This is a genomic window from Haliscomenobacter sp., from assembly GCF_040403615.1.
Taxonomy (GTDB): Bacteria; Bacteroidota; Bacteroidia; order Chitinophagales; family Saprospiraceae; genus Haliscomenobacter.
The window spans coordinates 1-23961 of the sequence record NZ_JBBAKG010000088.1 but is presented as its reverse complement, the minus strand read 5'-3'; the positions used below and the strand labels follow the sequence as shown (position 1 = coordinate 23961).

26 protein-coding genes are annotated in these 23961 nt (G+C 45.0%); 17 read left to right on the top strand and 9 right to left on the bottom strand.

The features are described 5' to 3' along the window. The first annotated feature begins 118 nt into the window (after window positions 1–118). Genes ABW391_RS22125 through ABW391_RS22110 form a run of 4 tightly spaced genes read left to right on the top strand, consistent with a single transcriptional unit; the run spans window position 119 to window position 3551 of the window. Window positions 119–1024 carry an ABC transporter ATP-binding protein gene (locus ABW391_RS22125; protein ID WP_353484097.1) on the top strand — a complete coding sequence of 302 codons (906 nt, stop codon included), beginning with the start codon at window positions 119–121 and terminating at the stop codon, window positions 1022–1024. Window positions 1025–1028: 4 nt separating this feature from the next. Next, window positions 1029–1814 (top strand): ABC transporter permease, encoded by a 786-nt coding sequence (locus tag ABW391_RS22120; protein WP_353484096.1) that lies wholly within the window; start codon window positions 1029–1031, stop codon window positions 1812–1814. Window position 1815: 1 nt separating this feature from the next. Beyond that, a complete protein-coding gene (locus ABW391_RS22115; protein ID WP_353484095.1) occupies window positions 1816–2883 on the top strand; it encodes a sensor histidine kinase in 1068 nt (355 codons plus the stop codon). After that, the gene (locus tag ABW391_RS22110) at window positions 2862–3551 is read left to right on the top strand and encodes a LytR/AlgR family response regulator transcription factor (RefSeq protein ID WP_353484094.1); all 690 of its coding nucleotides are present in this window, start codon (window positions 2862–2864) and stop codon (window positions 3549–3551) included. The genes ABW391_RS22115 and ABW391_RS22110 overlap by 22 nt, the downstream gene beginning before the upstream one ends. 63 nt (window positions 3552–3614) lie before the next feature. On the opposite strand, the gene recO is transcribed toward ABW391_RS22110, so the two are convergent. After that, complete coding sequence (gene recO / locus ABW391_RS22105; RefSeq protein ID WP_353484093.1) at window positions 3615–4340, bottom strand: DNA repair protein RecO; 726 nt, start codon at window positions 4338–4340, stop codon at window positions 3615–3617. Window positions 4341–4550: 210 nt separating this feature from the next. On the opposite strand from recO, the gene ABW391_RS22100 reads away from it, so the two are divergent. Further along, a complete protein-coding gene (locus ABW391_RS22100; protein WP_353484092.1) occupies window positions 4551–5294 on the top strand; it encodes a hypothetical protein in 744 nt (247 codons plus the stop codon). Between the two features lie 79 nt (window positions 5295–5373). Here the strand turns inward: ABW391_RS22100 and ABW391_RS22095 are convergent, their stop codons facing one another. After that, window positions 5374–8955 (bottom strand): hypothetical protein, encoded by a 3582-nt coding sequence (locus tag ABW391_RS22095; protein ID WP_353484091.1) that lies wholly within the window; start codon window positions 8953–8955, stop codon window positions 5374–5376. A gap of 156 nt (window positions 8956–9111) precedes the next feature. Between ABW391_RS22095 and ABW391_RS22090 the strand changes: the two genes are divergently transcribed. From ABW391_RS22090 to nudK, 3 genes are all read left to right on the top strand, one after another. Then, the gene (locus ABW391_RS22090; protein ID WP_353484090.1) at window positions 9112–9753 is read left to right on the top strand and encodes an MBL fold metallo-hydrolase; all 642 of its coding nucleotides are present in this window, start codon (window positions 9112–9114) and stop codon (window positions 9751–9753) included. 159 nt (window positions 9754–9912) lie between these two features. Next, entirely contained in the window at window positions 9913–12498 is a 2586-nt protein-coding gene (locus ABW391_RS22085) for a GH116 family glycosyl-hydrolase (protein WP_353484089.1), read from the top strand. 102 nt (window positions 12499–12600) lie between these two features. Beyond that, entirely contained in the window at window positions 12601–13179 is a 579-nt protein-coding gene (nudK, locus tag ABW391_RS22080; RefSeq protein ID WP_353484088.1) for a GDP-mannose pyrophosphatase NudK, read from the top strand. Between the two features lie 450 nt (window positions 13180–13629). Here nudK and ABW391_RS22075 read toward each other — a convergent pair whose 3' ends face one another. Beyond that, window positions 13630–16083 (bottom strand): ABC transporter permease, encoded by a 2454-nt coding sequence (locus tag ABW391_RS22075; protein ID WP_353484087.1) that lies wholly within the window; start codon window positions 16081–16083, stop codon window positions 13630–13632. A gap of 262 nt (window positions 16084–16345) precedes the next feature. Between ABW391_RS22075 and ABW391_RS22070 the strand changes: the two genes are divergently transcribed. The 4 genes from ABW391_RS22070 (at window position 16346) to ABW391_RS22055 (ending at window position 18375) form a co-directional block, all read left to right on the top strand. Next, complete coding sequence (locus ABW391_RS22070; RefSeq protein WP_353484086.1) at window positions 16346–16963, top strand: Uma2 family endonuclease; 618 nt, start codon at window positions 16346–16348, stop codon at window positions 16961–16963. Window positions 16964–17053: 90 nt separating this feature from the next. Then, complete coding sequence (locus tag ABW391_RS22065; RefSeq protein ID WP_353484085.1) at window positions 17054–17284, top strand: hypothetical protein; 231 nt, start codon at window positions 17054–17056, stop codon at window positions 17282–17284. Then, window positions 17277–17597: a type II toxin-antitoxin system PemK/MazF family toxin gene (locus ABW391_RS22060; RefSeq protein ID WP_353484084.1), complete on the top strand. Its 321-nt coding sequence runs from the start codon at window positions 17277–17279 to the stop codon at window positions 17595–17597. Before ABW391_RS22065 ends, ABW391_RS22060 begins: the two co-directional genes overlap by 8 nt. Before the next feature lie 328 nt (window positions 17598–17925). Then, the gene (locus ABW391_RS22055) at window positions 17926–18375 is read left to right on the top strand and encodes a phage tail protein (RefSeq protein WP_353484083.1); all 450 of its coding nucleotides are present in this window, start codon (window positions 17926–17928) and stop codon (window positions 18373–18375) included. An 86-nt stretch (window positions 18376–18461) separates the two neighbouring features. On the opposite strand, the gene ABW391_RS22050 is transcribed toward ABW391_RS22055, so the two are convergent. From ABW391_RS22050 to ABW391_RS22030, 5 genes are all read right to left on the bottom strand, one after another. Next, window positions 18462–18698: a DUF433 domain-containing protein gene (locus ABW391_RS22050; RefSeq protein WP_353484082.1), complete on the bottom strand. Its 237-nt coding sequence runs from the start codon at window positions 18696–18698 to the stop codon at window positions 18462–18464. A 67-nt stretch (window positions 18699–18765) separates the two neighbouring features. Continuing rightward, window positions 18766–19137, bottom strand: a complete 372-nt coding sequence (locus ABW391_RS22045; RefSeq protein WP_353484081.1) for a hypothetical protein — start codon at window positions 19135–19137, stop codon at window positions 18766–18768. Between the two features lie 77 nt (window positions 19138–19214). Beyond that, the gene (locus ABW391_RS22040) at window positions 19215–19580 is read right to left on the bottom strand and encodes an Imm44 family immunity protein (RefSeq protein WP_353484080.1); all 366 of its coding nucleotides are present in this window, start codon (window positions 19578–19580) and stop codon (window positions 19215–19217) included. A gap of 124 nt (window positions 19581–19704) precedes the next feature. Next, the gene (locus ABW391_RS22035) at window positions 19705–20076 is read right to left on the bottom strand and encodes a hypothetical protein (RefSeq protein ID WP_353484079.1); all 372 of its coding nucleotides are present in this window, start codon (window positions 20074–20076) and stop codon (window positions 19705–19707) included. Window positions 20077–20081: 5 nt separating this feature from the next. Then, window positions 20082–20435 (bottom strand): hypothetical protein, encoded by a 354-nt coding sequence (locus ABW391_RS22030; RefSeq protein ID WP_353484078.1) that lies wholly within the window; start codon window positions 20433–20435, stop codon window positions 20082–20084. Between the two features lie 132 nt (window positions 20436–20567). On the opposite strand from ABW391_RS22030, the gene ABW391_RS22025 reads away from it, so the two are divergent. The 4 genes from ABW391_RS22025 to ABW391_RS22010 all read left to right on the top strand — a co-directional run bounded on the left by ABW391_RS22025 (window position 20568) and on the right by ABW391_RS22010 (window position 22185). Beyond that, window positions 20568–20783, top strand: coding sequence for a helix-turn-helix transcriptional regulator (locus ABW391_RS22025; RefSeq protein ID WP_353484077.1), 216 nt, complete (start codon window positions 20568–20570; stop codon window positions 20781–20783). 114 nt (window positions 20784–20897) lie between these two features. Next, window positions 20898–21059, top strand: coding sequence for a hypothetical protein (locus tag ABW391_RS22020; protein ID WP_353484076.1), 162 nt, complete (start codon window positions 20898–20900; stop codon window positions 21057–21059). Window positions 21060–21071: 12 nt separating this feature from the next. Continuing rightward, window positions 21072–21320, top strand: a complete 249-nt coding sequence (locus tag ABW391_RS22015) for a hypothetical protein (RefSeq protein WP_353484075.1) — start codon at window positions 21072–21074, stop codon at window positions 21318–21320. 361 nt (window positions 21321–21681) lie between these two features. Then, a complete protein-coding gene (locus tag ABW391_RS22010; protein ID WP_353484074.1) occupies window positions 21682–22185 on the top strand; it encodes a hypothetical protein in 504 nt (167 codons plus the stop codon). Window positions 22186–22236: 51 nt separating this feature from the next. Here the strand turns inward: ABW391_RS22010 and ABW391_RS22005 are convergent, their stop codons facing one another. Then, window positions 22237–22788 carry an RNA polymerase sigma factor gene (locus ABW391_RS22005; RefSeq protein ID WP_353484073.1) on the bottom strand — a complete coding sequence of 184 codons (552 nt, stop codon included), beginning with the start codon at window positions 22786–22788 and terminating at the stop codon, window positions 22237–22239. Window positions 22789–22945: 157 nt separating this feature from the next. On the opposite strand from ABW391_RS22005, the gene ABW391_RS22000 reads away from it, so the two are divergent. Then, window positions 22946–23767 (top strand): response regulator transcription factor, encoded by an 822-nt coding sequence (locus ABW391_RS22000; protein WP_353484072.1) that lies wholly within the window; start codon window positions 22946–22948, stop codon window positions 23765–23767. The last annotated feature ends 194 nt before the right edge of the window (window positions 23768–23961 follow it).

Sequence of the window (23961 nt, the reverse complement as noted above, 5' to 3'; positions counted from 1 at the left end):
CTTTTGATGACAGTATTTTTGATCTACCAAAACGAGATGATGGCAACGCGGATGACCCGGATTTAGCGGATCTACGCGTTGCCATCATCTCGCTTGGGTTCATCACAACCAAGCATCCATGTACTGCATCGAAACCACCCATTTAAGTCATCAATTTGCAGCGGGCAAAAATATCCTGGATGACATCAACCTCAGGATACCAACAGGTAGCATTTATGGTTTTTTAGGCCCTAATGGTGCCGGGAAAACCACCACCCTGCGCTTGATTTTAGGTTTGCTCAAAAAACAAAAAGGAGAGATCCATCTTTTTGGCCAAAGTCTGAGTCAAAATCGCGTAGCCATCCTGCGCAAACTGGGATCACTCATCGAAACATCTTCCTTGTACGGGCACCTGACCGCCGCAGAAAACTTGCTTTTGCTGCAAAAGATTTACCAATGCCCCAAAACCCGAATACCGGAGGTATTGGAACTGGTCGGTTTATCCGATACAGCCCATAAAAAGGTCAGTCAGTTTTCCCTGGGAATGAAGCAACGCCTGAGCATTGCTGTCGCCTTACTCAACCACCCCGAACTGCTCATCCTGGACGAACCCACCAATGGCCTTGATCCCAACGGCATCATCGAAATGCGGGAGTTGTTCAAACGACTCAATCAAGAACAAAAAACCACCATTTTGATTTCCAGCCACCTCCTGGCCGAGATCGAAAAACTGGTGAGCCATGTGGGTATCATCCACAAAGGGCAGCTACTATTTGAAGGGACTTTAGAAGACCTGATCCACAAACAGCAGGAAAGCTCCTGCCTGAGCCTGATGACCAGCGACAATTTTCGCTCAATACAGTTGCTCCAGGCATTACAAACCAGTGTCCAACAGCAAAATGATAAACTCGTCTTGCCGTTGCTGCCATTAGAGCAAATCGCCCAACTCAATCGCCATCTCGTGCAAAATGGCATTGATGTGTATCACTTGGCGGTAGAAAAAAACGACCTGGAAAGCATTTTTATGGAACTGGTTAAAAACTAAAAACATGAACGCAACACTCTTTTATAGCATTCAGAGCGAATGGATGAAAACCAAACGCAGCGCAGCTTTTTGGTTGGTGATCGTCGGAGGTCTTTTTATTCCTGGTATTTTGACTTTGATGCATCTGGTGTACATCAAACGATTGGGAGGAGTATTTGCGGTGGAAAAATTTTGGGAAAAATGGCTCATCAATGGTTGGGAGTCCATGTCCATCTTTTTTTTGCCGATGGGAATCGTCCTGGCAACCAGTTTGATTGCCCAATTGGAGTATAAAAACAATGGCTGGAAACAAGTGCATACTACCCCTCAAAGTTTGACCACCGTTTTTGTAGCCAAATACACAGTTGTTTTGTTGCTGATGTTGCAGTTGTTTGTACTATTTGGGCTGGGCATGTGCCTTGCCGGGTCAATTCCAGCTTGGTACTATGGGCATATCCCGTATCCCAAAGAGGCATTTCCCTGGGGTAGATTCATCCAGATCAATGCATCTTTTTATGTGATGGCCTTGCCCATTGTGGCCTTGCAATTCCTGTTGAGTATACAATTCAAAAACTTTATGGTGTCTCTGGGGGCGGGAGTGGCATTGGTGGCCGCTGCGATTATGGTGCTTACCTGGAGGTATGTTTATCTGGTTCCTTATACCTACGGAGCGATACACCTGTTGCAATTGGGGGGCAAAATGCGTTTTAAGAGCAATATTCTGGACATACACTACCTGGCTTTGATCTATTTCATTGGATTTACCCTGATTAGCTATATTCTTTATCTTACCAAAAAAGAAAAAGGATAAGATGCGCAGATCAATCATCGCCTTGTTGCATGTGGGGTATTGGTTTTTGTACGGCTTGCTATGGGCGCTGGTCATTCTGTTGGTGGCTGCGGCAACCCGTCCGGCCAACACCACCCCCTTACAAACCTGGCGCTTTATTTATTTCATTGGGGCTTTTGGCATCATTCCAGCAATCCTGGGTTTTTACACATTTTATACCTGGCTGTTTCCGCAATTTTTACAACGGGGAAAAATTTTGGCCTTGTTTCTGGTCGGATTGGCCGCAGCCATTGGCTGCGGGGTACTGAGTGCTGCGATCATTTCGGTCTTGTTTCCCGATTTTTCCTTTTTTAATGATGGGCTCAATTCCGGGAGCGTAATTACCACGATGCTGGCCATTACCGCAGTGTTGAATGGAAGTGTCGGATTGGTCATCAAGGGCTTCATCAGTTGGTACAACGAAACCAAACTCAAAGAAATCCTCAGTCAGAAAAATTTCGAAATGGAGCTTGCGTTGGTCAAATCCCAAATCAATCCCCATTTTTTGTTCAATACCCTGAATAACATCGATGTGTTGATCGGCAAAGATGCTGTCCGAGCCTCCTTGTATTTGAACAAACTATCAGACATCATGCGCTTCATGTTGTACGAAACCAAAACGGAAAAAATTCCCCTGTCCAAAGAATTGGCCTACATCGAGAAATACATCGATTTGCAACGCATCCGCACCGCCACCCCCAATTATGTGGAGTACATTGTGGTAGGAGAGGTTCACGATCGGCTGATTGAACCGATGTTGTTCATCCCGCTGGTAGAAAATGCCTTTAAGCACTCGGCGATGCGCGAAAAGGAAAACGCCGTGCAGATCCACATCACCATTGCCGACAATCAACTGATTTTTGATTGCACCAACAAATACAAAGAAGGTGCCCAAGACCCCCAGGAATACGGCGGTTTGGGCATTGCTTTGATCCAAAAAAGATTGTTGGCGCTTTATCCGAAAAAACACCAGTTGGAAATCTCAAAAAATGGCGATACTTACCAGGTCAAACTAACGCTGAACCAAACATGGAAATCCGCTGCATCATAGTCGAAGATGAACCGCTGGCACTAGACCGTATCGAAGGGTATGTGCAAAAACTGCCCTTTTTGACCCTGCTCGCTACCTTCGATAATGCTACCGATGCACTGGTTTTTTTACAATCCAACCAAGTTGACCTGATTTTTTTGGACATCAATCTGGGGGAAGTCTCAGGGATTCGGCTTTTGGAAACCTCCAAAATCAACAGCCAAGTGGTGATAACGACGGCCTACCCGGATTATGCCATCAAGGGTTTTGATTTGAACGTATGTGATTACCTCCTGAAACCTTTCGATTTTGAACGCTTTGTACAGGCGGTGGATAAAGTGCGCAATAACCTGATGAAAACCGAAGCCCTGCCGAATAAAAAATTCATTTTTGTCAAAACCGAGTACCGCCTAGAAAAAATCATGTTGGACGAAATCCTGTTCATCGAAGGCATGCGGGATTACCGCTGCATCTATACCTTGCATAAACGGATCATGACTTTACAAACCTTTGGCGAACTGGAACTGGAAATTCCGAGCCACTTGATTTGTCGAGTACACAAATCCTATATGGTGGCAATTGATAAAATTGAGTCCATTGAAAAGGAGGTGATCAAAATTGGGGAGAAGTATATGCCAGTTTCGGAGACGTATAAGAAGGGGTTTTGGAAGGTAATTGGAGGGGGATAGGTGAGTTTTGCCTTTTGTGTGGAAATGTGTTTTTTTACAGAGATTAATGCTCAAATTACATATTCACTCCAACACCTCCTGCAAAATCTGGTGCGAATGAATCTCCGGCAGATGCTCCAAATGCAGACGGTAGTAATCCAGCAATTTGCTCAGCAATAATCGCCGTTGGATGGAGTTCATGCGCAAAAGGTGGCAGTCGGTATAATTGGTTTGCAGCAGGGCATAAAAAGCTTTGCTCAATTCCAGATCCAGACAATACCCTGCGCTGGGCGATGAATCGCAAAAAACTCCTTCCTGAAGGTCAAAAACTGGTGATTCCTCACTTAAATCCCCTCCAGGCATGAAGCCCAGAAAACCACTCAATTCCACCAAAAAATGCAAGTGCAAATTCGCTACTGGGTAATTCGTTTGATCCAGAAATAAAAACGTATTGTACAAAAAAGCAAACAATTCGGAATGGGATTCTGCTTCGCGGATGGTTTTGCGGGCTACTTCGGCCATGAACATCCCCACTGCGCTTTTGCGCACATTAAAAGGAAGGGAACTGTAGATGAAAGCCGTTTTGATTTCCTTGATTCGATTCAAGCCGCGATCTTCCCGCACACCTGCGACCAAATCTACCAGGGTCATCACTTGATAAACGCTCGCATTTTGTCTGGTTTTTTGGCTGCGCACCCCATTGACAAAATAGCTTTGTAAGCCTTTGGCTTCGGTATAGATGTCTACAATCAGGCTGGTTTCGGAATATTTCAGGCTCCGAAAAACAATACCACGGGTTTCGATCAGCATTCAAAATTCATTTTAACAAACGTTTGCAGGTTCAAAAGGGAACAAAAGGGGTCCTAAAAAACACCTCTTTATCGGCAAATGTTAAGGTTCATCTAAAGTTTCAAGAAAGTTATCGATTTCTAGTTGACACAGCCATCCTTTTGCCTGTAAATTTGTCCTTGGGTGAAAGAATGATTCCAGTGCTTACACCCGACTTTAAAACCTATTGACATGAAAATCCTTTTTCTTTCTCTGCTGTTTGTGTTTACCCTGAAACCTGCCTTCGCAGGAGTACTTTCCGCTGAACAATTGCGCAACAATTTGATTTCCAACACCTGGTGTGAAGCAGATGCAACACAATGGACAGGTTTTGGGCTGATGATGGAATTTTACGACAATGGTGTAGCCAATGTAATCAACAACACCTACGCCGAATGGCCAGCAATGGCCCGCTACAATTGGACTGTAGACATAAAGCACGAAACTCCTGTCGTAACCTTCCGGGATTATGCGGGCTCCAGTTTTCAGTATACTGCCGTTCCTACCCCACGTGGATTAGACCTGATCCCTTTTGCCAGTGAAATGCGTTCGGTAATTCACCTAAGCTACGGAAAGAAGGTTGCACCAACTCAGTGGAACAAAAATCATCAAACGCTGATGGGCGCATGGGAAAACACAGTATTGGCCACCCAGGCTGATAGCAAAATTCCCCAACTGCGGTTCAACAACGATGGTTCTTATTCCTTTTCACTTGCCCCTAGCAACGCTGCCCCAATGCAAAAAGAAACAGGACGTTGGATGCTTTCGAAATGCACCGAATTCATCATCTTGATGCCCCACGACACAGATACCCTGGAGTACGCCAAGGTTCGCCTCATTAGCGCCGATGAAATGGTGGTGGAACAAATGGTGGTGACCAAAGGCAGCTTGGTTGTAAGCAAGGAAACAAAGAATATGTTTTTCAATAAGCTTTAAGTAAGAAGAAAAAGAAAAAAAAACGGTCACTGAGCGAAGCCGAAGTGCCGTTTTTTTTCTTTTTCTTCTTACTTAAAGCTTAAAAATCCATCCCCAACGACAAATACAATATTGGTTTTTGTACCCGTTGCGTTTCAACCCCCCAGGCATAATCTGCCCGGATGAAATAGCCAAAGAGCGTTGTTCTTGCCCCAAAACCATAACCTGCCACAATTGGATCCCGGAAATAATTGACCGTAGTGGTAATGAATGGCCCATCCTGAAACTTGGAAGTGTTCAGTGGATTGTCGTCGCGATAAGGTGTTTTTCCTTCCCAGGCCGTACCCAGGTCAAAGAACCCAATTACCTGGAAATTTTTGAACAAAGGCGCCTGAATACGTCTCGAAAAATAGCGGAACAGCGGAATCCGCAATTCGGTATTGATCAGCGCAAAAGAGCTGCCATTGCGAATATTGGTGGGAAATCCACGCATATTTGCAGCCAGGGTCTGGAAGGCAAAGTTTCCACTGGGTATAGGAATATCGTTGTTCTGTTTGGGAAACAACCAGTTGTCTACTCCACCTAAGTAATACAACATGCGCTCAGACCCAAAGGAAGTTGCTGCCGCAAAACGCGATGCCAATATCGAGTGCCGCAAAACCCGCTGGTAATTTCGGAAATCCGCAGCAACGATCGTCATGAAACCCTTGTTGAAATTGACGTCAAAATTGGAATTGTCGCCAACCGAAAATTTCTTTTGGGATTCTACAAAGACCCGATAACGCGTACCGGTGCGAAGGTTCAAGGCAATATCTACCGTATTGTCAAAAACGTATTCCAGGCGCAGCCCTATCCGTTGGCTGGTCTGATCGGGAACGTTATAGGTAGCCCGGTCGGTAGCCAGCTGTACCATGCGGTCTCGCCGCAGCGTTGTGGTAGCCCGAATGCTGCGGAATACATCCAGCGGGTACCTAACGCCGTATTGACCCAGCAGAATGTTGTACTCTCTGCGGCGGGGCACCAGGGTCGGGCTGTCGTCGTTGAAGCGGGTATTGCGCATGTATATCGCGTAAGTCTGATCTAGGCGGTGTTTTTTGTTGTTGAACGTAACAAAATATTCTGCCCCGTTAAAAGTGGTCGGGATGCGAATTCCACCTTCAAACTCGTAATCTTCAAACAGGTCTTTGATGTTGGCTTTGAGCAAAATCCCTGGAGGTGGTTGCTGGAATCCGTCGGGATTGGCCGCGGTACTTTCCAACCCATCAAAAAGCAGCGAATTGTCCATTTGTGAAGTCACAAAATCCGAACGGAATTGCAAACGATAAGGAATTGCGCGCGTCGGGTTGAGGATGTACAATTTCTTGAGTGGTGACATTAGAAATGGAAAAACAGAACTGGTCACAGGAACCAACGTTTCCGTAGGTCGTACTGGTGCAGGAGTTGGGGCAACTGTTATTACGGGTTCGGTTTGAACGGGCTTGGGTTGTTCGGCAGGTTTGCTTGGAGGCGGAGTAGCGGTGGTTTTTAGATTGTCAAATTCACTCTGAAACAAAAAAGGCTCTTCCTGAGGCACTTCAGCTACCGCTACGGGAACAGTATCTTTCTTTTCAGCAAGCAATGCTTCCACCTCTACATCCAGGGTGTCTGCCACTGGTTTGGGTGGCAGAATTCGATCAGTTTGCATGGGCAAGCCAGCTGGTGGAAGCGCCGAAACTGTATCCCTTCGGGCTTGTAGCTTCAAGTGCTCAAGGTGTTGTTCTCTCGCGCGAAAAATGGTGATAGCGGGTATACTTGAATTGGTTGGACTAAGCGGATTGACATAAAAAGATTGTTTCCCCAATGCCGCATACGCTTCGACCACCTTACCACTCAACGGCGCACTGTGTTGATTGCTGAGGTGATAAGGCAAATTCGTTTCTATGTGCGTAATGGCACGCTCCCTGATTACAGGTCTGAGTACGACCGAATCGATTTGGGCGGAATCTAGTTTGGCAACGGAAGAATCCATCGGCCACACCAATTCAGAGCCGTCTTTTAAGTAAATATGCCGTTGATACTCCCGGATGTATTTTTCTAAAAAACCAGATTCCCGGTTGTAAATGCCCTGTCGGTCACTTAGATAGGCGAAAAAAGTTGTATCTACTGCCATCGGGTGGCGCTCACTGGCCAAGGGCGTATTGGTCACCCGAACCAACTCGCGCATTTCTCCTTTCAAATCGTAGTAAAACACATCAAGCGCACCTACTGGTAAAATACTGTCCGGTTTGATGGTACGCAAGAAAATATCCGGTCGGTTGGACGTAAACAAGATCCCCTTGCGGTTGCCTACATTGACTACGGAAGCATCTAGATCGTCGTAAATATCGGCGGTAATGCGCTGGCTTTGACGCGTACGCGTTGTGTACACGAAAATATCAGATTGGCCGCTGACTTCTGCTGAAAACACCAAACTAAAATTGTCCACGTAATCTATGCTGTAAACGCGCTGGTACTGCTCCGAAAGCAATTCAGTGGTGTACTTCTTTTTGCGCAGGTCATAGGTAGCCAACTTGAGGTTGTCGCGGCGTTCATACAGGATCGACAACTGTTGTCCGGTAGGATTCCAGGCAATGAGTGGGTAATTGAAATCAGTAGCTTGCAAGGCGTTGCGGTAGCCTTCCCGGAATATTTTGGTTTTCTTTTTTTGCTGCAAATCATACAAATACACCGTAGTACGCCCTAAGTCATTCAACACATAAGCAACTTTGTTGCCATCTGGGCTAAGTTTGAGCTGAGTTAAGGGAAGTTGTTCCTTCTTCTTTTTAAGGGTTACAATCTGGGCAGGTTGTGGTACTTGCCGCCCTTTGATGTCAAGTTCATAGCGGGTACGGTAAAACTGTTCCCACTCCAGCATCACCGATTGGAAAGATTGATCGAGGACGTACAAAAAACCACTCTCTACACTGCGGTTCATCCGAGTCAGGTAAAGGAGGTTGGAAACCGATGGGCGGCCATATTTTTCACTGATGAAATACCACATGGATTGACCCGCCAAACGCGGGAAATCATCGGCAAAACGCTCGAAGCGCTTGTAGCGTCGGCTCAACAGGATATTGCGCAGTTCATTGTCGCGGTCTACATTCCAGCTTTGTCCGGCATAAGCTACCAGGCCCTCCTTGAACCAATTGGGCAAATTGAGCATTACGGCGTTTTGGACAATCTCCTGAATGTTCGCCCCAAAAAGCATGGTGTTGAGGTATACCGCAGCGATGCCCTCCCGTACTTGCTCCCGCAGATTTTTGTGGTTGCCATCAAAATAAACAAAGATGGTAGTGCCCGAAACCTTGGTTTGGTTATTGCTGCTCACAAACAAATCCTCAGAGCCGATGTTGCTCTGTTTTACATCGGTGGCATCGGCATATACAATGATTTGGAGCTTTTCATTCATGCGGTGTTCCAGCAAGGCCTGGATTTCATCAAAATCGTACTCAGCCATCTGTACCACCTTGTGGGCAGCATTGCGCGATTTTCCGTAGTAATACACGAAAAAATTGTCGCTTTCGTACTGCGACCATTCATCAAAATCGCGGTGGTACTGAACCCGGTTTTTTCCAAATTTAACCTGATTGCTGCTCTGTGCAAAGGCTCCAATAGAGAAAAGACATACTCCAATGAAAACCAAGATGTAACGACAACTGCGCATATTCAACTGTTTATCTAATTAGGACATATGAAAGGGGTGGAGAGTTCAAAAAGGGCGTCAAAATTAGATGCTTAAAAATATTCTTGCTTATTCTCCACAACATACCTCTCAAATTAACCATTTTTGTGAAAATCTACAACCAAAACGAAAAAAACCATGGCAAATGTTCTCCAGCTTACGTTCAATCCTTTTCAGGAGAACACCTACCTCATCTATGATGATACGCAAGAATGCATCATTTTGGATCCCGGCTGCTCTTCCCCCGAGGAACAAGCAGAACTGATCACCGAAATAGACCGTCTTGCCTTGCGTCCGGTGCGGCTCATCAATACCCATTGTCACATCGACCACGTGTTGGGCAATCGGTTTATCGCCAATACTTTTGGCTTGACCCTGGAAGCCCATCAAGGCGAACAATCTGTGCTGGACAGCGGCTTGCAGGTTGCCTCCATGTACCACATTCCATACGATCCATCTCCCGCCATTGGCAAATTTTTGACCGCAGGCGATTTGATTCAATTTGGAAATACCACCCTAAAAGCCATTTTCACCCCGGGACATTCCCCGGCCAGCCTTTCTTTTTACTGCGAAAAAGACCGCTTTCTGATTGCAGGCGATGTACTATTCAAAAACAGCATTGGCCGTTATGACCTTCCTGGTGGTAATCTCAATACCTTGATGAAAAGCATCAAAGAAAAACTGATGATCCTGCCGGATGAAGTAAAGGTCTTTTCCGGACACGGCCCGTCAACGACGATCGGTGAAGAACGCCGTAACAATCCTTATTTGGTGGATTGATCTTGAAGCATCACTTGACCCTACATTCAGCACCAAAATGAACACTAACCTATACACCACTTGGCAACATCGAGTTGCCTAGGTCAGCCTGATATCTTACACGCTGCTGCTCAATTCAAAGCACTTGGGGTGAAACGTTGAACACCAAAACCTGAAAATATGCGTCAGTTCTTCCACTTTTTCGGCATGTTGCTTTTCGCAGCAGCACTTCAAGCTCAACCTGCTCGTGAATGGCCTGTGTTGAAGCATTATGACCAAGATCACCTCTTGAACATTGCTTTGCCATTGGGTGGCATTGGCACCGGAACAGTCTCTCTGGGTGGTCGTGGCGAATTGCGCGATTGGGAGATCATGAACAAGCCCGGCAAACGTTTCAGCACCATTACCGACGGCAATCAAGCGCCATTTTTTGCAGTGTACGTTAAATCCAAGGACTTGCCCGCCCAAAGCAAAGCTTTGCTTGGCCCATTTCATCCCAGCGAGTACCAGCATTACGAAGGCCGCCCAGTCAACCACCATGGCATGCCCAGGTTTTCGAAGGCATCCTTTGATGCAGCTTATCCTTTTGGGCAAGTCAATCTCAGCGACGATGCCCTCCCGATTTCGGTAAAAATCAAAGGATTCAACCCCTTTGTTCCCGGAGATGTGGCCGCAAGTAGCATTCCCTTGGCGGTACTCCAATACGAAGTGACCAACAACACCGATGCAGCCATGGAAGTGGCCGTATGTGGTACCATGCGCAATTTTGTTGGCATCGACGGCAGTAAACAAAGCAAAAACTGGAAAGGTGACCTGGTCTATCAGGGTGCCAAAAACAACCAGAATGAATACCGGGAAAGCCCTGAATTGAAAGGGATTTTTATGTCCAGCACTGGTGTTGACCCACAGAATCCTGCCTGGGGAACGATTGCCCTGAGTACTGCCGACCGTGAAACGGTTACCTGGAGGCGATCCTCTACCCCCAACGACTGGGAAAACTCCATCCTGGATTTTTGGGATGACTTCAGCGCTGACGGCTTGCTCAGCGACAAGGATAAATTGGTTGACGACAACCCCATGGCCTCTTTGGCGGTAAAAAAAAGCATTCCTGCCCGGAGTACCCAAACTTTCACCTTTTACATCAGCTGGCATTTCCCCAACCGCCTGGACTGGAACAATGCCTGGTCTTTTGGCTACCAGGGCAAAATCATTGGCAATCACTACACCACGGTATACAAAGATGCCTGGGCCGTAATTGCTCAGGAAGCCCCGCGCCTGGCTGAACTCGAAGCGCGCAGCATCCAATTTGTCAATGCTTTTGTGAAAAGCAACTTGCCAGAAGTAGTCAAGGAAGCAGCTTTGTTTAACCTGTCAACTTTGCGCTCGCAAACCGTTTTTCGCCTTCCTTCCGGACACCTGATGGGCTGGGAAGGGGTCATGAATGAGGCAGGATCTTGCTATGGCAATTGCACCCACGTTTGGAATTACGAAAACGCCACGGCTTTCCTGTTTGGTGACCTGGCCAAATCCATGCGCGAAGTAGAAATGGTATATGGCACCAAAGACAATGGCAAAATGATGAATCGCGTCAGTCTACCCTTGGAAAGTAACCTTAAAATAGACCACGTTGCGGCTGCCGACGGGCAAATGGGGTCAATCATGCGCTTCTACCGCGAATGGAAACTTTCAGGAGACAATGAGTGGTTGAAAAAGCACTGGCCTAAGGTCAAAGCGGCCATGTCGTATGCCTGGATACCCAATGGCTGGGATGCCAATCAGGACGGTGTAGAAGAAGGTGAACAGCACAATACCATGGATGTCAACTATTACGGCCCCAATCCGCAGATGCAGTTTTGGTATTTTGGTGCGCTCAAAGCCAGTGCTGCGATGGCCAAGGCAATGAACGACCCCGTTTTTGCCCAGCAATGCGAGCTGATTTTTGCCAAAGGCAGCAAATGGGTGGATGAACATCTCTTCAATGGCGACTACTACGAGCACAAAATCACCGATCCCAAGACCCACCAGTACCTTGACCGCAGCAATTCGGCTACAGTTATTCCCGAGTTTCAGTTGGGTGAAGGCTGTTTGGTAGATCAGGTAGTAGGGCAATACATGGCGCACATTTGTGGACTGGGCTATCTGGGGAAAAAACAAAACATCCAAACGGCCTTGCAGACGGTGATGAAAAACAACTTTATCCCCCGCTTCGACAATGTATTCAACAACATGCGATCTTATGTGATGGACAAAGAGTCGGGGCTGATTATGGCCAGTTGGCCCAAGGGAAGACTCAAAGTGCCCTTCCCGTATTTTGCCGAATCGATGTCGGGCTTTGAATACGCTGCCGCGGTAGGTATGTTGTACGAAGGACAAACCGAGGCAGGGTTACAGTGCATTCAAAGCATTCGCGATCGTTTTGATGGCGAAAAGCGCAACCCTTTTGACGAACCCGAGTGCGGACACCACTACGCCCGCGCCATGGCCAGTTGGTCAGCAGTATTGGCGTTGAGTGGCTTTCAATACTCGGGAGTAGAAAAATCAATGGCATTTGAGGCCAAAGACGGTCAGTATTTTTGGTCGAATGGTTATGCCTGGGGTACGGTCAACATTCAGCGCAGTGGCCAAAGCGCCAGCGTGGATCTAAAAGTACTACAGGGGGAGCTTGCGCTGAATACTTTCCAGTTGAAAGGTTTTCAGTCGTATGTTTTGAAAAAAGGAGTCCTGCTCAAGCCCAACGAAAATTTGAAAATGATTGTACAACCCTAGAAAACTATGTTGATCCTTACCAATGCGCAAATTGCTGGAGATTGAATACTATTACATGCTGTTTTTCGTACCTATTCTTGGCAACCCTACAAAATAACACCCATGCCCAACGTAAACATTACTCAAACGGACGTGCTGTCCAACAATTGGTATACCCTTCGCAAAATTACCTTTGACTACCAAAAGAAAGACGGTTCCTGGGAAACCCAAAGCCGGGAAGCTTACGACCGGGGCAACGGCGCGGCCATTTTGCTGTACAACACCGAGCAAAAAAACGTGATCCTGACCCGCCAATTCCGCATGCCCACCTATGTAAACGGCAACCCGGATGGCATGATGATCGAAGCTTGCGCAGGCCTATTGGATCAGGACAACCCGGAAGATTGCATCCGCCGCGAAACCGAAGAAGAAACCGGTTACAAAATCCACGATGTGCGCAAGGTGTTTGAAGCCTACATGTCACCAGGCTCAGTGACCGAAATTTTACACTTTTTCGTAGCCGAATACAGCCCCCACATGAAAGTAAGCAGCGGCGGCGGCCTCGATCACGAACAGGAAAACATTGAAGTGCTGGAATTGCCCTTCTCCCAAGCATTGGCCATGATCGAAGCCGGCGAAATCAAAGACGCCAAAACGATCATGTTGTTGCAGTATGTGCAGATTTTGGGGGTGATGGGGTAGGGCAAACGCATAAAAATTGTTGTTGCAATGTAATATGTTACGCATACTTACCAACCCCCAACCCCTGGAAGGTAGGGTCGATTGGTTCTAGTTTTAAATCATTTTGGATTGGGCGCAGCCCAATCGTTTTTTATAACCGCGACGACGCGACGGCGCGACGATTCATTTGGCTGCGCCAAATGCGCGACGTAAAACGACGAAAAAGTGTGCGAAGCACACTTCCCGTCGCGCCGTCGCGTCGTCACGGTTGTAAAAAAACAAGCAGCGAAGCTGCTTCAACGAATAAAAATCAGAACCAATCGTCCCTGCCTTCCAGGTTTTGGGGGTTCTGAAATTTAGCAGATGATATTGCAAGATGTTGAAAATCAAAATTTTGAAAAAAATAAACGCAATTTTTTTGCTGTTTTAACGCGTTTGCCCTGGGCGTGATGGCCTAATGGCTGGCTTTTTTCACTCACTTCTCAGTGACTTCACGGGGTTTGCCAGCGCTGAGCGCAAACTCTGCACACTTACAGTCAAAAAAGCAACGGCAACCGCAATGCCTCCAGCCATCACAAATATCCACCATTCGATCTGGATGCGGTAGGCAAAACGCTGTAGCCACTGACTCATCAAATACCAGGCAATGGGAGACGCGATGCAGATGGAAATAAGCACCAGCACCACAAAATCCCGTGCCAATAAGCCAGTCAAACTGGCCATACTTGCACCAAGTACTTTGCGGATGCCAATCTCTTTTGTGCGTTGCTCTGCGGCAAAAACGGACAACCCAAACAAGCCCAGACAAGAAATCAGTAGGGCAATCAGGGTAAAAAGGCCAATGATGCGCGAGAAAGTTTGCTCGGTATTGTAAAGCTTGGCTACTTCCTGATCTAAAAAGGCATACTCAAATGGAATGCCAGGAAACAGCTCTGTCCAAATGTTTTGCGCTTTTTGGAGATAGCTCGGGTAATCCTTTGTATTCACATCCGTGATGACTTGTGGCAAAGCTTCGTGGGGCGCAATGGTGATCATGTAAGGCGTCACTTTTTCAGACATGCGCTCAAAATTGATGTCCTTCATCACCCCGACAATGGTAAATTGGATTTGCGCACCGCCGTCCCGATCACTGGTCAATACCATTCCTGGCGCTTGATCCATGGGGATATTCATGCTCTTGAGCGTAGTTTCGTTCACGATGACCTTGGCACGAGATTCACCACTAGAAGTATCTCTGACCGTGAAATCACGACCTGCCAAAAGCTTGACCTTGAGGGTGCGCATAAAGTGTTCATCCGCAAAAGCAAAACGGATGTTTGTAGCACTTTTCATGCTCTCGCCTGCTTTGTACATCGAAATGTCGTTGGGGACAAACTGCCCCGGATAGGCAGACATGCCGGTTACTCCGGCCACTTCTGGCAGCAAAGACAATTGATTGCGGAATCGCTCCAATTGGGTGTGGCTTTGGCTGGCCCGTACCGGAAAGACAATTTTCTGATTCTTTTCAAAACCCAAATCCTGCTTCAACATATAGTCCAACTGTCGCTGAATGACCACCGCGCCAATGATCAATACCGAAGAAATAACAAATTGGCTGACCACCAGGGCTTTGCGCAGGTTGATGGCCCCTGTAGAACTTTTGGCATCGCGCATTCCTCTGAAAATACTGAGCGGATTGAACGATGAAAGATAAAAAGCCGGATAGCTGCCTGCCACAACACCGGTAAGCAAAACCAAAGCGACAATCATTGCCCAGGTAGACCAATTTTGGGTGAGCTGCAATCCCAATGCTGCTCCGGTGACCTGATTGAGCAGGGGCAAAAGCAAGTAAAGCAATGGCACCGCAAGCCCCACCGCAATCAGGGTCATGAGCATGCTCTCGCTTAAAAACTGCCCCATCAAGGAAGCCCGGGCTGCCCCAACTGCTTTGCGCACGCCCACTTCTTTTGCTCTGCGGGTGCTACGAGCGGTACTCAGGTTCATAAAATTGATGCAGGCTACCAATTGAATGAATCCCGCAAGCAGGAGCAACATGTTCAGGAAGCGCTCGCTCGTTCCTTCAGAAGCATCCAGGCCTTCTGCGTTGGTGTGAATGGCGCTTACGGGTTGCAGGATTAATTTTTTATGCATCTTCATCTGCCGCAGTTGATCTCCGCCATGGCGCTCGATGAATGCAGGTAGTTTGGCCTCAAAAGCCAGTACATCCGTGCCAGGCTTAAACTTGAGGTACCCAAAAAGGAAGTTGTTGCCCGACCAGGTGTTGTCACTACGGACGAATTCCCCCATGCCTCTGGAATTCATCGGCGTGAAAAAATCAGGCATCAAATGGCTTTTGCCCAGGGAATTATCGAATACTCCGGTGACCTTGTAAGTCTCCTCATCCACCTGGCCGGTGACCTGCAAGGTCTTATTCAGCGCATCGGTGGTATTGAAAAGTTTGATGGCCAAAGCTTCAGAAATCACCATCGATTGCGGCGCATTGAGCGCTTTTTTGGGGTTTCCGACTATAAAATGGTAGTCAAAAGTTTCAAAAAAAGTGCTGTCTACTACGTAACCTTTGTTTTCATAAAAGACCTTGTCTCCTACTTTAAACAGGTAACGTTCTATCCCAAATGGCGCAGGATCAACGAGTCGGGTTGATGTTTCTACTTCCGGAAATTCTGCCTGCATGGCCGGAATAATCGGAGGCGAACAAGTGGACAGGCGTTTGGCATCTTTGGAATCCGGGAATTTGAGTTCGGAAGTCACCCGATACAAGCGTTCCGCTGCCTGGTGGTGTTTGTCGTAGCTGCGTTCATCCTGCACATACAGCAAGATGTACAAGCAACAAATGGTGCCAATGGTCAGCCCAAAAATGTTGAGGGCCGCGTAGAGGCGGTTTTTGACCAAGTTGCGGATCGCGATGTTTAAATAGTTGCGGAACATAATCGGATGAATGATTGAAGTGGATGGATAGCGGTTTGGTTTTTCCCATTTTCTACTTTTACTGATCAAACGATGTGCCAAGAATGTAATAGTTTGTTTTTGAGTGACTTGTGAAATGCTAAAAGTGGGAGGAATGTACGGAGATGGACAGTTGTTGTGCGGTTTTGGGGATGAGGATGGTTCCCCATCAATGAAACGTTTCCAATGCCTTACTTGAATCATTCCCATTTTTTTTCGTAATTTGCTTTAAAATCATTTTTCAATGACTTATCCTGCTCCAAGCAGCCCAACTTACATTTCTGCCGAACGATTGAGTCGAACCCTCGACTTGTCGCGCTTAGCCTTAAGCGATGATGAGTTTTATGCCTTTTGTATAGACAATCGGCACCTCAAGTTGGAGCGCAACGCAGATGGAACCATTACTGTTATGTCTTTGACCGGAGGAAAAACCGGAGAATACAACTCCGAACTAACCACCGAGCTAACCCTCTGGAAACGCAAACATGGTGGTCACACCTTTGATTCTTCGACCGGGTTTCGCTTGCCCAATGGAGCTGTACGCTCGCCGGATGCGGCCTGGGTCAGCTCCGAACGTTGGCAAAACCTAAGTGCAGAACAACAACGAAAGCACCCACCGCTTGCTCCTGATTTTGAGGTGGAACTGATGTCTGAAAGCGACGACCTACGAGAAGCCCGACAAAAAATGGAAGAGTACATCGATAATGGGGTGCAATTGGCCTGGCTGATCAACCGTACCCAAGCCCAAGTCCTGATTTTCAGGATAGATGGAACAGTGGAAAAGGTTGATGGATTTGAGCAATCGCTGAGTGGTGAAGGGGTTTTGGAGGGGTTTGAATTTGATTTGGGGTTGTTGAAGTGAATGGAATAGAAAAGATGAAAGTTTATTACCTAGAATGCTGCAGTTGTTACAGTCTAGGATATTCATAACTTTGGAGAAAATTATTGAACCATGACAAAACAAACCATTATTGAACGAACCATTCATGCCATCAATCAGCTTCCCTTAAATAAGGCAGAGGAAATTGTTGACTTTGTAGATTTTATCATCAAACGCTATGAGGAACAATTGCTCACTCAGGGCATTCAACAATTGGCTTCAGAAGGTCAAACGTTTGACTTCTTGAATCAGGAAGAAGATTTATATACAGTAAGTGACTTGAAGGAAGTTTACAATGGCTAAGGGTGATATTTTACTCATCAAATTTCCATTTACAGACTTGAGTGGCAACAAACTCAGGCCTGCAGTTGTCATTTTTGATAACAGCCTTGATTTCACTGTCTGTTTTGTTACTACACAAACGGGCTGGCAAGAGGCGACAGACGTTTTACTTACGCCAAATCCAATAAATAGACTAAATAAGCAGTCCCTAATTCGTACAAGCAAAATTGCTACTTTGGACAGATCCTTAGCTAAAGGACTTCTAGGTAATCTTACTCCAAATGAGTTGACAGAATTGGATAATAAACTCAAAATTCTTTTGCAACTCACCTGAATCGAAAAAATCTATCCCGTTTGCATAGACAAAAATGCCTTAATGGGTATTTCTGATTCTTCGCTGACTTAAGTCTAATCCGCGGATTGAAGAAAAAGAACAAGGTTACGTTTCTAGTGAAAGCCTAAAGTGGGGTATTTTTCGTGGTATTGCGCATGCTTGTGCGTCAGAGACGCCGGAATAATGGGAACAAGTCACGAGACATTGTTCCAGCGATCGTGCGATGTTTTTTGTTGGTTTAGGGAGACTTGGGCTAGCGGAGACATAAATGATCGACCTTTACATGGCGTAAGCCAAATTCTTTAACTTATCTTTTAATCTAAGTATCATGTCAGAAAAGCAAGAAGCACCGTGGCCAATTCCAAATTTTCAATTTGAGGTGATGGTCGGAAAAACCAAAATTTATTGTCAAGAGGTATCGGGTTTAGACGCTGAAGTTGATGTGATCGAGTACCGCAATGGCAACAATCCCACTTTTTCCGTAGTAGAAATGCCGGGTCTGAAAAAATATTCCGACATCACCATGAAAAAAGGAATGTTCAAGGGAGACAAGGCTTTGTATGATTTTTTTACCAAAATTCAGATGAATACGGTAGAAAGGCAAACCATCACCATTTCTTTGATCGATAGTGATTTAAAAATCCCACTTTTCATCTGGACTTTGACTGACGCCTTCCCTAAAAAAGTTACTGGAGCCAGCATGAATGCCAAAAACAGTGAAGCAGACATTGAGGAAATCGTTTGGGCACACAAAGGGATAACAATGGAAGCCAAGTAAGTTTGATCCAAGTTTAAGCGAAACTAGGATTTAACCAGAATTTCAGCAGGTGGGAGTTGCGTATCAATAATGAATTTCAACATAAGTTAAGCAGCAGCAAGCGGAATGATGGATTTGGTATTTGCCATGCGCGCTGCAAACAATAAGCAAGCGTAAATGTCCTCTGGCTCTAAATAAGGATAATCCCCCAGAATTTCTTCGTGGGTCATACCTGCTGCAAGCAACTCCAGTAACTGAGCTACTGTGAAACGCATATTGCGGATGCTCGGTTTGCCATGCGAGACTTCAGCATTAATGGTGATACGTTCTATGCTGTTTTTCATATTTTACAAAAATACTGGAAAAATTGTTGGAAACAAAGCACAAATTCACCCTATGGACATTTTTGCATTATGCTAACCAACCGTAAATTTCAGCTATTGCCCGTTCTACATTCTCCTCTGTCAGCACCAAACTAATCACCAACTCCTCCACCTCTTCTTTGTTCACCTCAGTCAGATTCACCCAACTTACAAAATCCGCTGGCAACAATGGTTCTTCCTGAATAATGCGCACCGCTTTTTTGAGTTCTGGAAAATAAGCCTGATAAATCGGATTGCCATCCTGAAAAGCCACACCATTAACCATGGTGGTATTCAGATAGTTTTGTTTGCTGAGCCCCAATTCACGAAACAAGGGATCAAGCTTCACTTGCCAAAAATCGGAAGCAGCTTGATAGCTGGTGATGTCCTCCAAAAAATCAGGATATAATATGGTATCCATCGTTGTTGGTTTAGGAGCAATTTAAGCCGCTACAGATTGCAACCAGTCTTGCCGCTCAAACAGTTCCTGCACATCTTTTACGAAGCGGTGGGCATCAAAATTGGGGATTTTTTCTTGCCTAACCACTCCTGCATGGTGTCAACATACTTGGCAGCCATTAGGTGCAATACCTCTTCCGGGCTGGATTGCTGGACTACAGCGTAAGGCAGTCGCATTTGGGTGTAGATTTCCTTCCGCTTGGGTCGGTAGATAAAGCTGTCTTCATGGGTATGGTTGTCACTTTGTTCGATGATGTAAACAAAGGCAACTCCAACAATATCTCCGTAGTCGCTCAGCTTTAAATGGCTGCGCAAAGCATCTTCAAGCAGGTTGATGTTGTCAATGGCAACTTCATCGGTTACTTCGTGCCAGGTAATGCTGGATACGACAAATGGATCACGCATGGTTTTTGTTTTACCCAGTTGGTTCAAGTCTTCTACGCCATTAGTTTGCTGGTTCAATGTCTGACTTGAACCCATTATTCCCGCGTCTCTGAAGCACGAGTATGTACGATTCTTAACGCTTTGATTATGCTAAATAACCGTAAATTTCAGCTATCGCCCGTTCCACATTCTCTTCTGTCAGCACCAAACTGATCACCAACTCCTCCACCTCTTCTTCGTTTACCTCAGTCTGATTCACCCAACTGCCAAAATCCGCCGGCAACAATGGTTCTTCCTGAATAATGCGTACTGCTTTTTTGAGTTCTGGAAAATAAGCCTGATAAATCGGATTGCCATCCTGAAAAGCCACACCATTAACCATGGTGGTATTCAGATAGTTTTGTTTGCTGAGCCCCAATTCACGAAACAAGGGATCAAGCTTCACTTGCCAAAAATCGGAAGCAGCTTGATAGCTTGTGATGTCCTCCAAAAAATCAGGATATAATATGGTATCCATCGTTGTTAGTTTAAAAGCCAAATTAAGACAAAAATAATTAAGAGTAAAGTCACAAATGCGCGACCACCCAATATTTCAATGTCTACTCTGACGTGGTTGGTTCCTTTGGTTTTAAAAGTTTGGCTATATTTCGCATCAATTCCACCATTTTCTTCCGCCCGGCGAATCAAATCCGCAGCTTTTTCAAATTCTTTTTCGCGGATTTTGGCTTCTTTTTCAGGAATTTTAGACCGTAATTTTTCAAGTAATCTAAGGCCATCCTCCGCGCTCAAGGGCTCATCTTGTGACCAGTTTTCACTTGCTTCTAAGCCATCACCTTGAGCCTGGATGCGACCACGATGCTTTTTTTTATCGGACATGAGGAGAAATTTAGGTCAAGATAATTAAAAGTTTCTTTAATCGAAACTATATTTTCATTTTTCATCAATTTATTTTCACTCGTTTTGATTGATCATAACCTATCTTCACTATCTAGAGCAGCATAGTAAACCATGAGAAAATTCAATCGGATTAAAGTAGTCCTGGCCGAAAAAGACAAAACTGCCATTTGGCTGGCCGAGCAAGTTGGCAGAGATAAATCTACTGTGTCACGTTGGTGTACCAATGATATGCAGCCTCCACTGGAGGTGTTGTACCAGATTGCTGAGATATTGGCTGTCGATGTCTGTGCTTTACTAGTGCGGCAAGAAAAAAATGAGGTTCAATAATGAAGTCATTCTGGGAGAATATTCCGATTTGGTAGTGGCGCAGTTGTTGATTTGGGGGCTGTTTTTGTTGGGATAGTTGGATAATCAAACGTATCTTTGAAAAAAAATCCTTAAATGCTCCACTTACTTGAAAAAATATGTGAAATGATGAATACGCTGGGTATTCCTTACATGCTTTCGGGTAGTGTAGCCATGAATGTGTACGCTGAGCCAAGGACTACACAGGATATTGATATTATTGTAGAAATGTTGCTAGAAGATGTTCCAAACCTTTAACCTTTTGTAATCATGTATTTATCTCCAGATACTCCTTTATACGTAAAAAAGATTCAACAAGAGATTTGGTTGTCCAAATCAATTGAAGAAAGACTCCGTCTTAGCGCAGACATGATTGATGATGCAATCAAGTTGCAATTATTTGGAATAAAAATGAGGCATCCCGAGTTCAGTGAAAAAGAAGCAAAACGATATCGATTACTCCGAATGGCTGAAAACGATCCTGCCTTAACTTGGTTAGTAAAAATGCTTGATGTATAGTCCTAACCTAAACCTAATAAGAGTCAAATACATATCGTTGTACTTTTTCAACACTTCACAACTTGGCATATTGCGGAAATTACGTACAACCGAGCCTTGTTGGGGTATTGGTTGAGTGGGAAAAAATGTGTGTTGCCTTAACCGAATTTGGCAATCTAATAAAAAACATTTGAGTGCATGACAAAATCGAGGCAATGGTTGTAAAAGTCCGACCCGCTGGCTCAAGTCTTCCTCGCCATGATAGTTTGCTGGTTCAAGTCACGAGACATTGTTCCAGCGGCTATTCAAGATTCAACCGCATCCACGGTTGGGCTTTCAAAATCCGAAATGATCCATTTTTTTAAACGGGAAACCATCAACTATGAAATATTTGCCAGCAGAAGACATCTCCTTCCAATCAAAATTAAAAGCAACAGAACTCATTCAACGGCTCAAAGACAGCATTGAACCTGAAAGAGCATTTCGATTCGGGCTGTTTCAGCGCCGCGAGACAAAACCCTATCAAGGCAAAGTAGTTGGAAACAGCTTCAACATTTCAAGAATCATCAGCTACCGAAACTCATTTTTGCCAAGAATCAGCGGAAACATTGAAAATACCTTTGACGGAAGTTTGATCAAGGTAAAAATGAGGCTACATGTGGCAGTGCTTATTTTTCTATGCATTTGGAGCGGAATTGTGGGAACCGTTGGTATCGGCTTTTTATCCAAAGCCTTTGGTAGTACTCATTTTGACCCAATGACTTTAATTCCTCTTGGAATGTTAGTGCTGTTTTATGTAGTGATGATGCTTGCCTTTCAATATGAAAGCACACAATCCAAAGCGGACCTGGAAAGCTTGTTTGAAGCGGAGATTGTTGAGGAGTGAATACAATACAGGATATTTTGCTCCGCTGGTGTGGGTATGGATTTATTGCGCTTAAATCGTATAAATGTACCTCAACCGCTTCAATGCCGCATTGCTTCTTGTTTTGACCGTACCCAATGGCAATTGCAATTTTTCAGATACTTGCACCTGGCTGTAGCCATAAATATAAACGAGATCTACAATGTCTTTGAGTTTAGGGTCTAGTTTTTGCATAAGTAGTTCTAAGTCAATGCTTATCTCTTTATGATTTGTCGTAAGAGGGATAAATTTACTTGGGATATGGTCTAATTCCTCTTGCGTGATCAATGTTTCATAGTGATAATGCCTACTCCGAAAATAATCTTTACAGGTATTGCGGGTGATGTTGACCATCCACGTGAATAAACTGCCTTTCTCGATGTCGTAGGTATGAATATGCTTCCATACCTTGACAAAAACGTCTTGTAAAATCTCTTCAGAAGCGGGTTTATTGTTCACTATTTTATACGTGACCCCCAAAAGAGATGGCGCGTAGTTATCATACAAAGTAGAAAAAGCTCCTTCGCACTTGTTTCGTAAACCGATCACCAATTCGCCGGTGTCCCTTTCTTTTGGATAGATCATTGGATTTGAATTTGATTTAAATGAGTGAATGTTTTAATGATAGGACAAAGTTAGAATGTCGCATAAGGGTAGGCAATAGTGACAATCGCTATTTTATTAAGAACACAAGCTGAAATTTATTAAATTAACATTTTTCGAAAACCAAAGTGCTGTTTTTATGAATCAGACTACCCTTTCCCAAAATTTACTTGGCCTTCGCAAAGCAGAAGCCATTTACGACCGTGTCGTACAATTATCAGATTTGATTTTCAGAGATGAAGCCTTGGGAAACAAGCAGGAACACTTGCAAGAGTTAACATTTCTGCTCCAGGGAGTGAAGGGAACAGATACCATACTCACTATATTTAATCACAGAACCTATTTGCCTGAATTGGAGGTTGGTCAGGAAGAATTCTGGGGTTTACTACCGAATGAAACCAAAGATGAACGGATGAAAAGCATCTTAAGCATCTTGCACAAAGATTATGCTGCCTTTCCTTATGAATCGGTGAACTGGCTAGCCGATATTTTCCCCAAAATACCTTATGAAGAACGTGTGAATATGAAGGTTCACCACTGTTGCATGCGGTTTATCCGTGCAGATGACAAACAAATCCGTTTGTTTTCACAGGGGATTCCGGTACAAGTAGATGAAAATCGGAATTTTAGATATACGCTCAATTACATCCAAAACATCCAGCACCTCATTAAAAAAGATTTTACAAATTATTGGATTAGAATTTCTTACGGACAAAACAGCGAACTGGTTCAAACCTTTCATTCTGGTTCAAAAGATTCTTCCAAACGCGATTTATTGTCTACAAGAGAAAAAGAAGTGCTCTTATTGATTGCGGAAGATTTGGATACAAAAAAGATTGCCCAAAGATTATTCATTAGCGTAAATACTGTCGGAAACCACCGCAGTAACATGATTGATCGATTGGGTGCAAGGGATACAACCGCGTTGGTTCAATTGGCTAAAATGACCGGAATGATTTAGGCTAGCGAGTAGAAATTAGCTAACTTTTCTTCTTCCCCATAAAAAAGGCGTTAAAGCCACCAATGCAAATCCGAGTAGCGAAAACCACTCCCGGCTATTAAAATTCTGAATGACTTGTCGGTTCAACCCACTAATTTTCTTGAGATCCACAGCGTCTAAATGCTTAACATCTATGCTTTGGATGTATTCATTAA

Excerpts from the sequence above, each read along its gene's own strand:
- ABW391_RS22125 (WP_353484097.1), top strand. The coding sequence starts at position 119 with ATGTACTGCATCGAAACCACCCATTTAAGTCATCAATTTGCAGCGGGC.
- ABW391_RS22120 (WP_353484096.1), top strand. The coding sequence starts at position 1,029 with ATGAACGCAACACTCTTTTATAGCATTCAGAGCGAATGGATGAAAACC.
- ABW391_RS22115 (WP_353484095.1), top strand. The coding sequence starts at position 1,816 with ATGCGCAGATCAATCATCGCCTTGTTGCATGTGGGGTATTGGTTTTTG.
- ABW391_RS22110 (WP_353484094.1), top strand. The coding sequence starts at position 2,862 with ATGGAAATCCGCTGCATCATAGTCGAAGATGAACCGCTGGCACTAGAC.
- recO (WP_353484093.1), bottom strand. The coding sequence starts at position 4,340 with ATGCTGATCGAAACCCGTGGTATTGTTTTTCGGAGCCTGAAATATTCC.
- ABW391_RS22100 (WP_353484092.1), top strand. The coding sequence starts at position 4,551 with ATGAAAATCCTTTTTCTTTCTCTGCTGTTTGTGTTTACCCTGAAACCT.
- ABW391_RS22095 (WP_353484091.1), bottom strand. The coding sequence starts at position 8,955 with ATGCGCAGTTGTCGTTACATCTTGGTTTTCATTGGAGTATGTCTTTTC.
- ABW391_RS22090 (WP_353484090.1), top strand. The coding sequence starts at position 9,112 with ATGGCAAATGTTCTCCAGCTTACGTTCAATCCTTTTCAGGAGAACACC.
- ABW391_RS22085 (WP_353484089.1), top strand. The coding sequence starts at position 9,913 with ATGCGTCAGTTCTTCCACTTTTTCGGCATGTTGCTTTTCGCAGCAGCA.
- nudK (WP_353484088.1), top strand. The coding sequence starts at position 12,601 with ATGCCCAACGTAAACATTACTCAAACGGACGTGCTGTCCAACAATTGG.
- ABW391_RS22075 (WP_353484087.1), bottom strand. The coding sequence starts at position 16,083 with ATGTTCCGCAACTATTTAAACATCGCGATCCGCAACTTGGTCAAAAAC.
- ABW391_RS22070 (WP_353484086.1), top strand. The coding sequence starts at position 16,346 with ATGACTTATCCTGCTCCAAGCAGCCCAACTTACATTTCTGCCGAACGA.
- ABW391_RS22065 (WP_353484085.1), top strand. The coding sequence starts at position 17,054 with ATGACAAAACAAACCATTATTGAACGAACCATTCATGCCATCAATCAG.
- ABW391_RS22060 (WP_353484084.1), top strand. The coding sequence starts at position 17,277 with ATGGCTAAGGGTGATATTTTACTCATCAAATTTCCATTTACAGACTTG.
- ABW391_RS22055 (WP_353484083.1), top strand. The coding sequence starts at position 17,926 with ATGTCAGAAAAGCAAGAAGCACCGTGGCCAATTCCAAATTTTCAATTT.
- ABW391_RS22050 (WP_353484082.1), bottom strand. The coding sequence starts at position 18,698 with ATGAAAAACAGCATAGAACGTATCACCATTAATGCTGAAGTCTCGCAT.
- ABW391_RS22045 (WP_353484081.1), bottom strand. The coding sequence starts at position 19,137 with ATGGATACCATATTATATCCTGATTTTTTGGAGGACATCACCAGCTAT.
- ABW391_RS22040 (WP_353484080.1), bottom strand. The coding sequence starts at position 19,580 with ATGCGTGATCCATTTGTCGTATCCAGCATTACCTGGCACGAAGTAACC.
- ABW391_RS22035 (WP_353484079.1), bottom strand. The coding sequence starts at position 20,076 with ATGGATACCATATTATATCCTGATTTTTTGGAGGACATCACAAGCTAT.
- ABW391_RS22030 (WP_353484078.1), bottom strand. The coding sequence starts at position 20,435 with ATGTCCGATAAAAAAAAGCATCGTGGTCGCATCCAGGCTCAAGGTGAT.
- ABW391_RS22025 (WP_353484077.1), top strand. The coding sequence starts at position 20,568 with ATGAGAAAATTCAATCGGATTAAAGTAGTCCTGGCCGAAAAAGACAAA.
- ABW391_RS22020 (WP_353484076.1), top strand. The coding sequence starts at position 20,898 with ATGCTCCACTTACTTGAAAAAATATGTGAAATGATGAATACGCTGGGT.
- ABW391_RS22015 (WP_353484075.1), top strand. The coding sequence starts at position 21,072 with ATGTATTTATCTCCAGATACTCCTTTATACGTAAAAAAGATTCAACAA.
- ABW391_RS22010 (WP_353484074.1), top strand. The coding sequence starts at position 21,682 with ATGAAATATTTGCCAGCAGAAGACATCTCCTTCCAATCAAAATTAAAA.
- ABW391_RS22005 (WP_353484073.1), bottom strand. The coding sequence starts at position 22,788 with ATGATCTATCCAAAAGAAAGGGACACCGGCGAATTGGTGATCGGTTTA.
- ABW391_RS22000 (WP_353484072.1), top strand. The coding sequence starts at position 22,946 with ATGAATCAGACTACCCTTTCCCAAAATTTACTTGGCCTTCGCAAAGCA.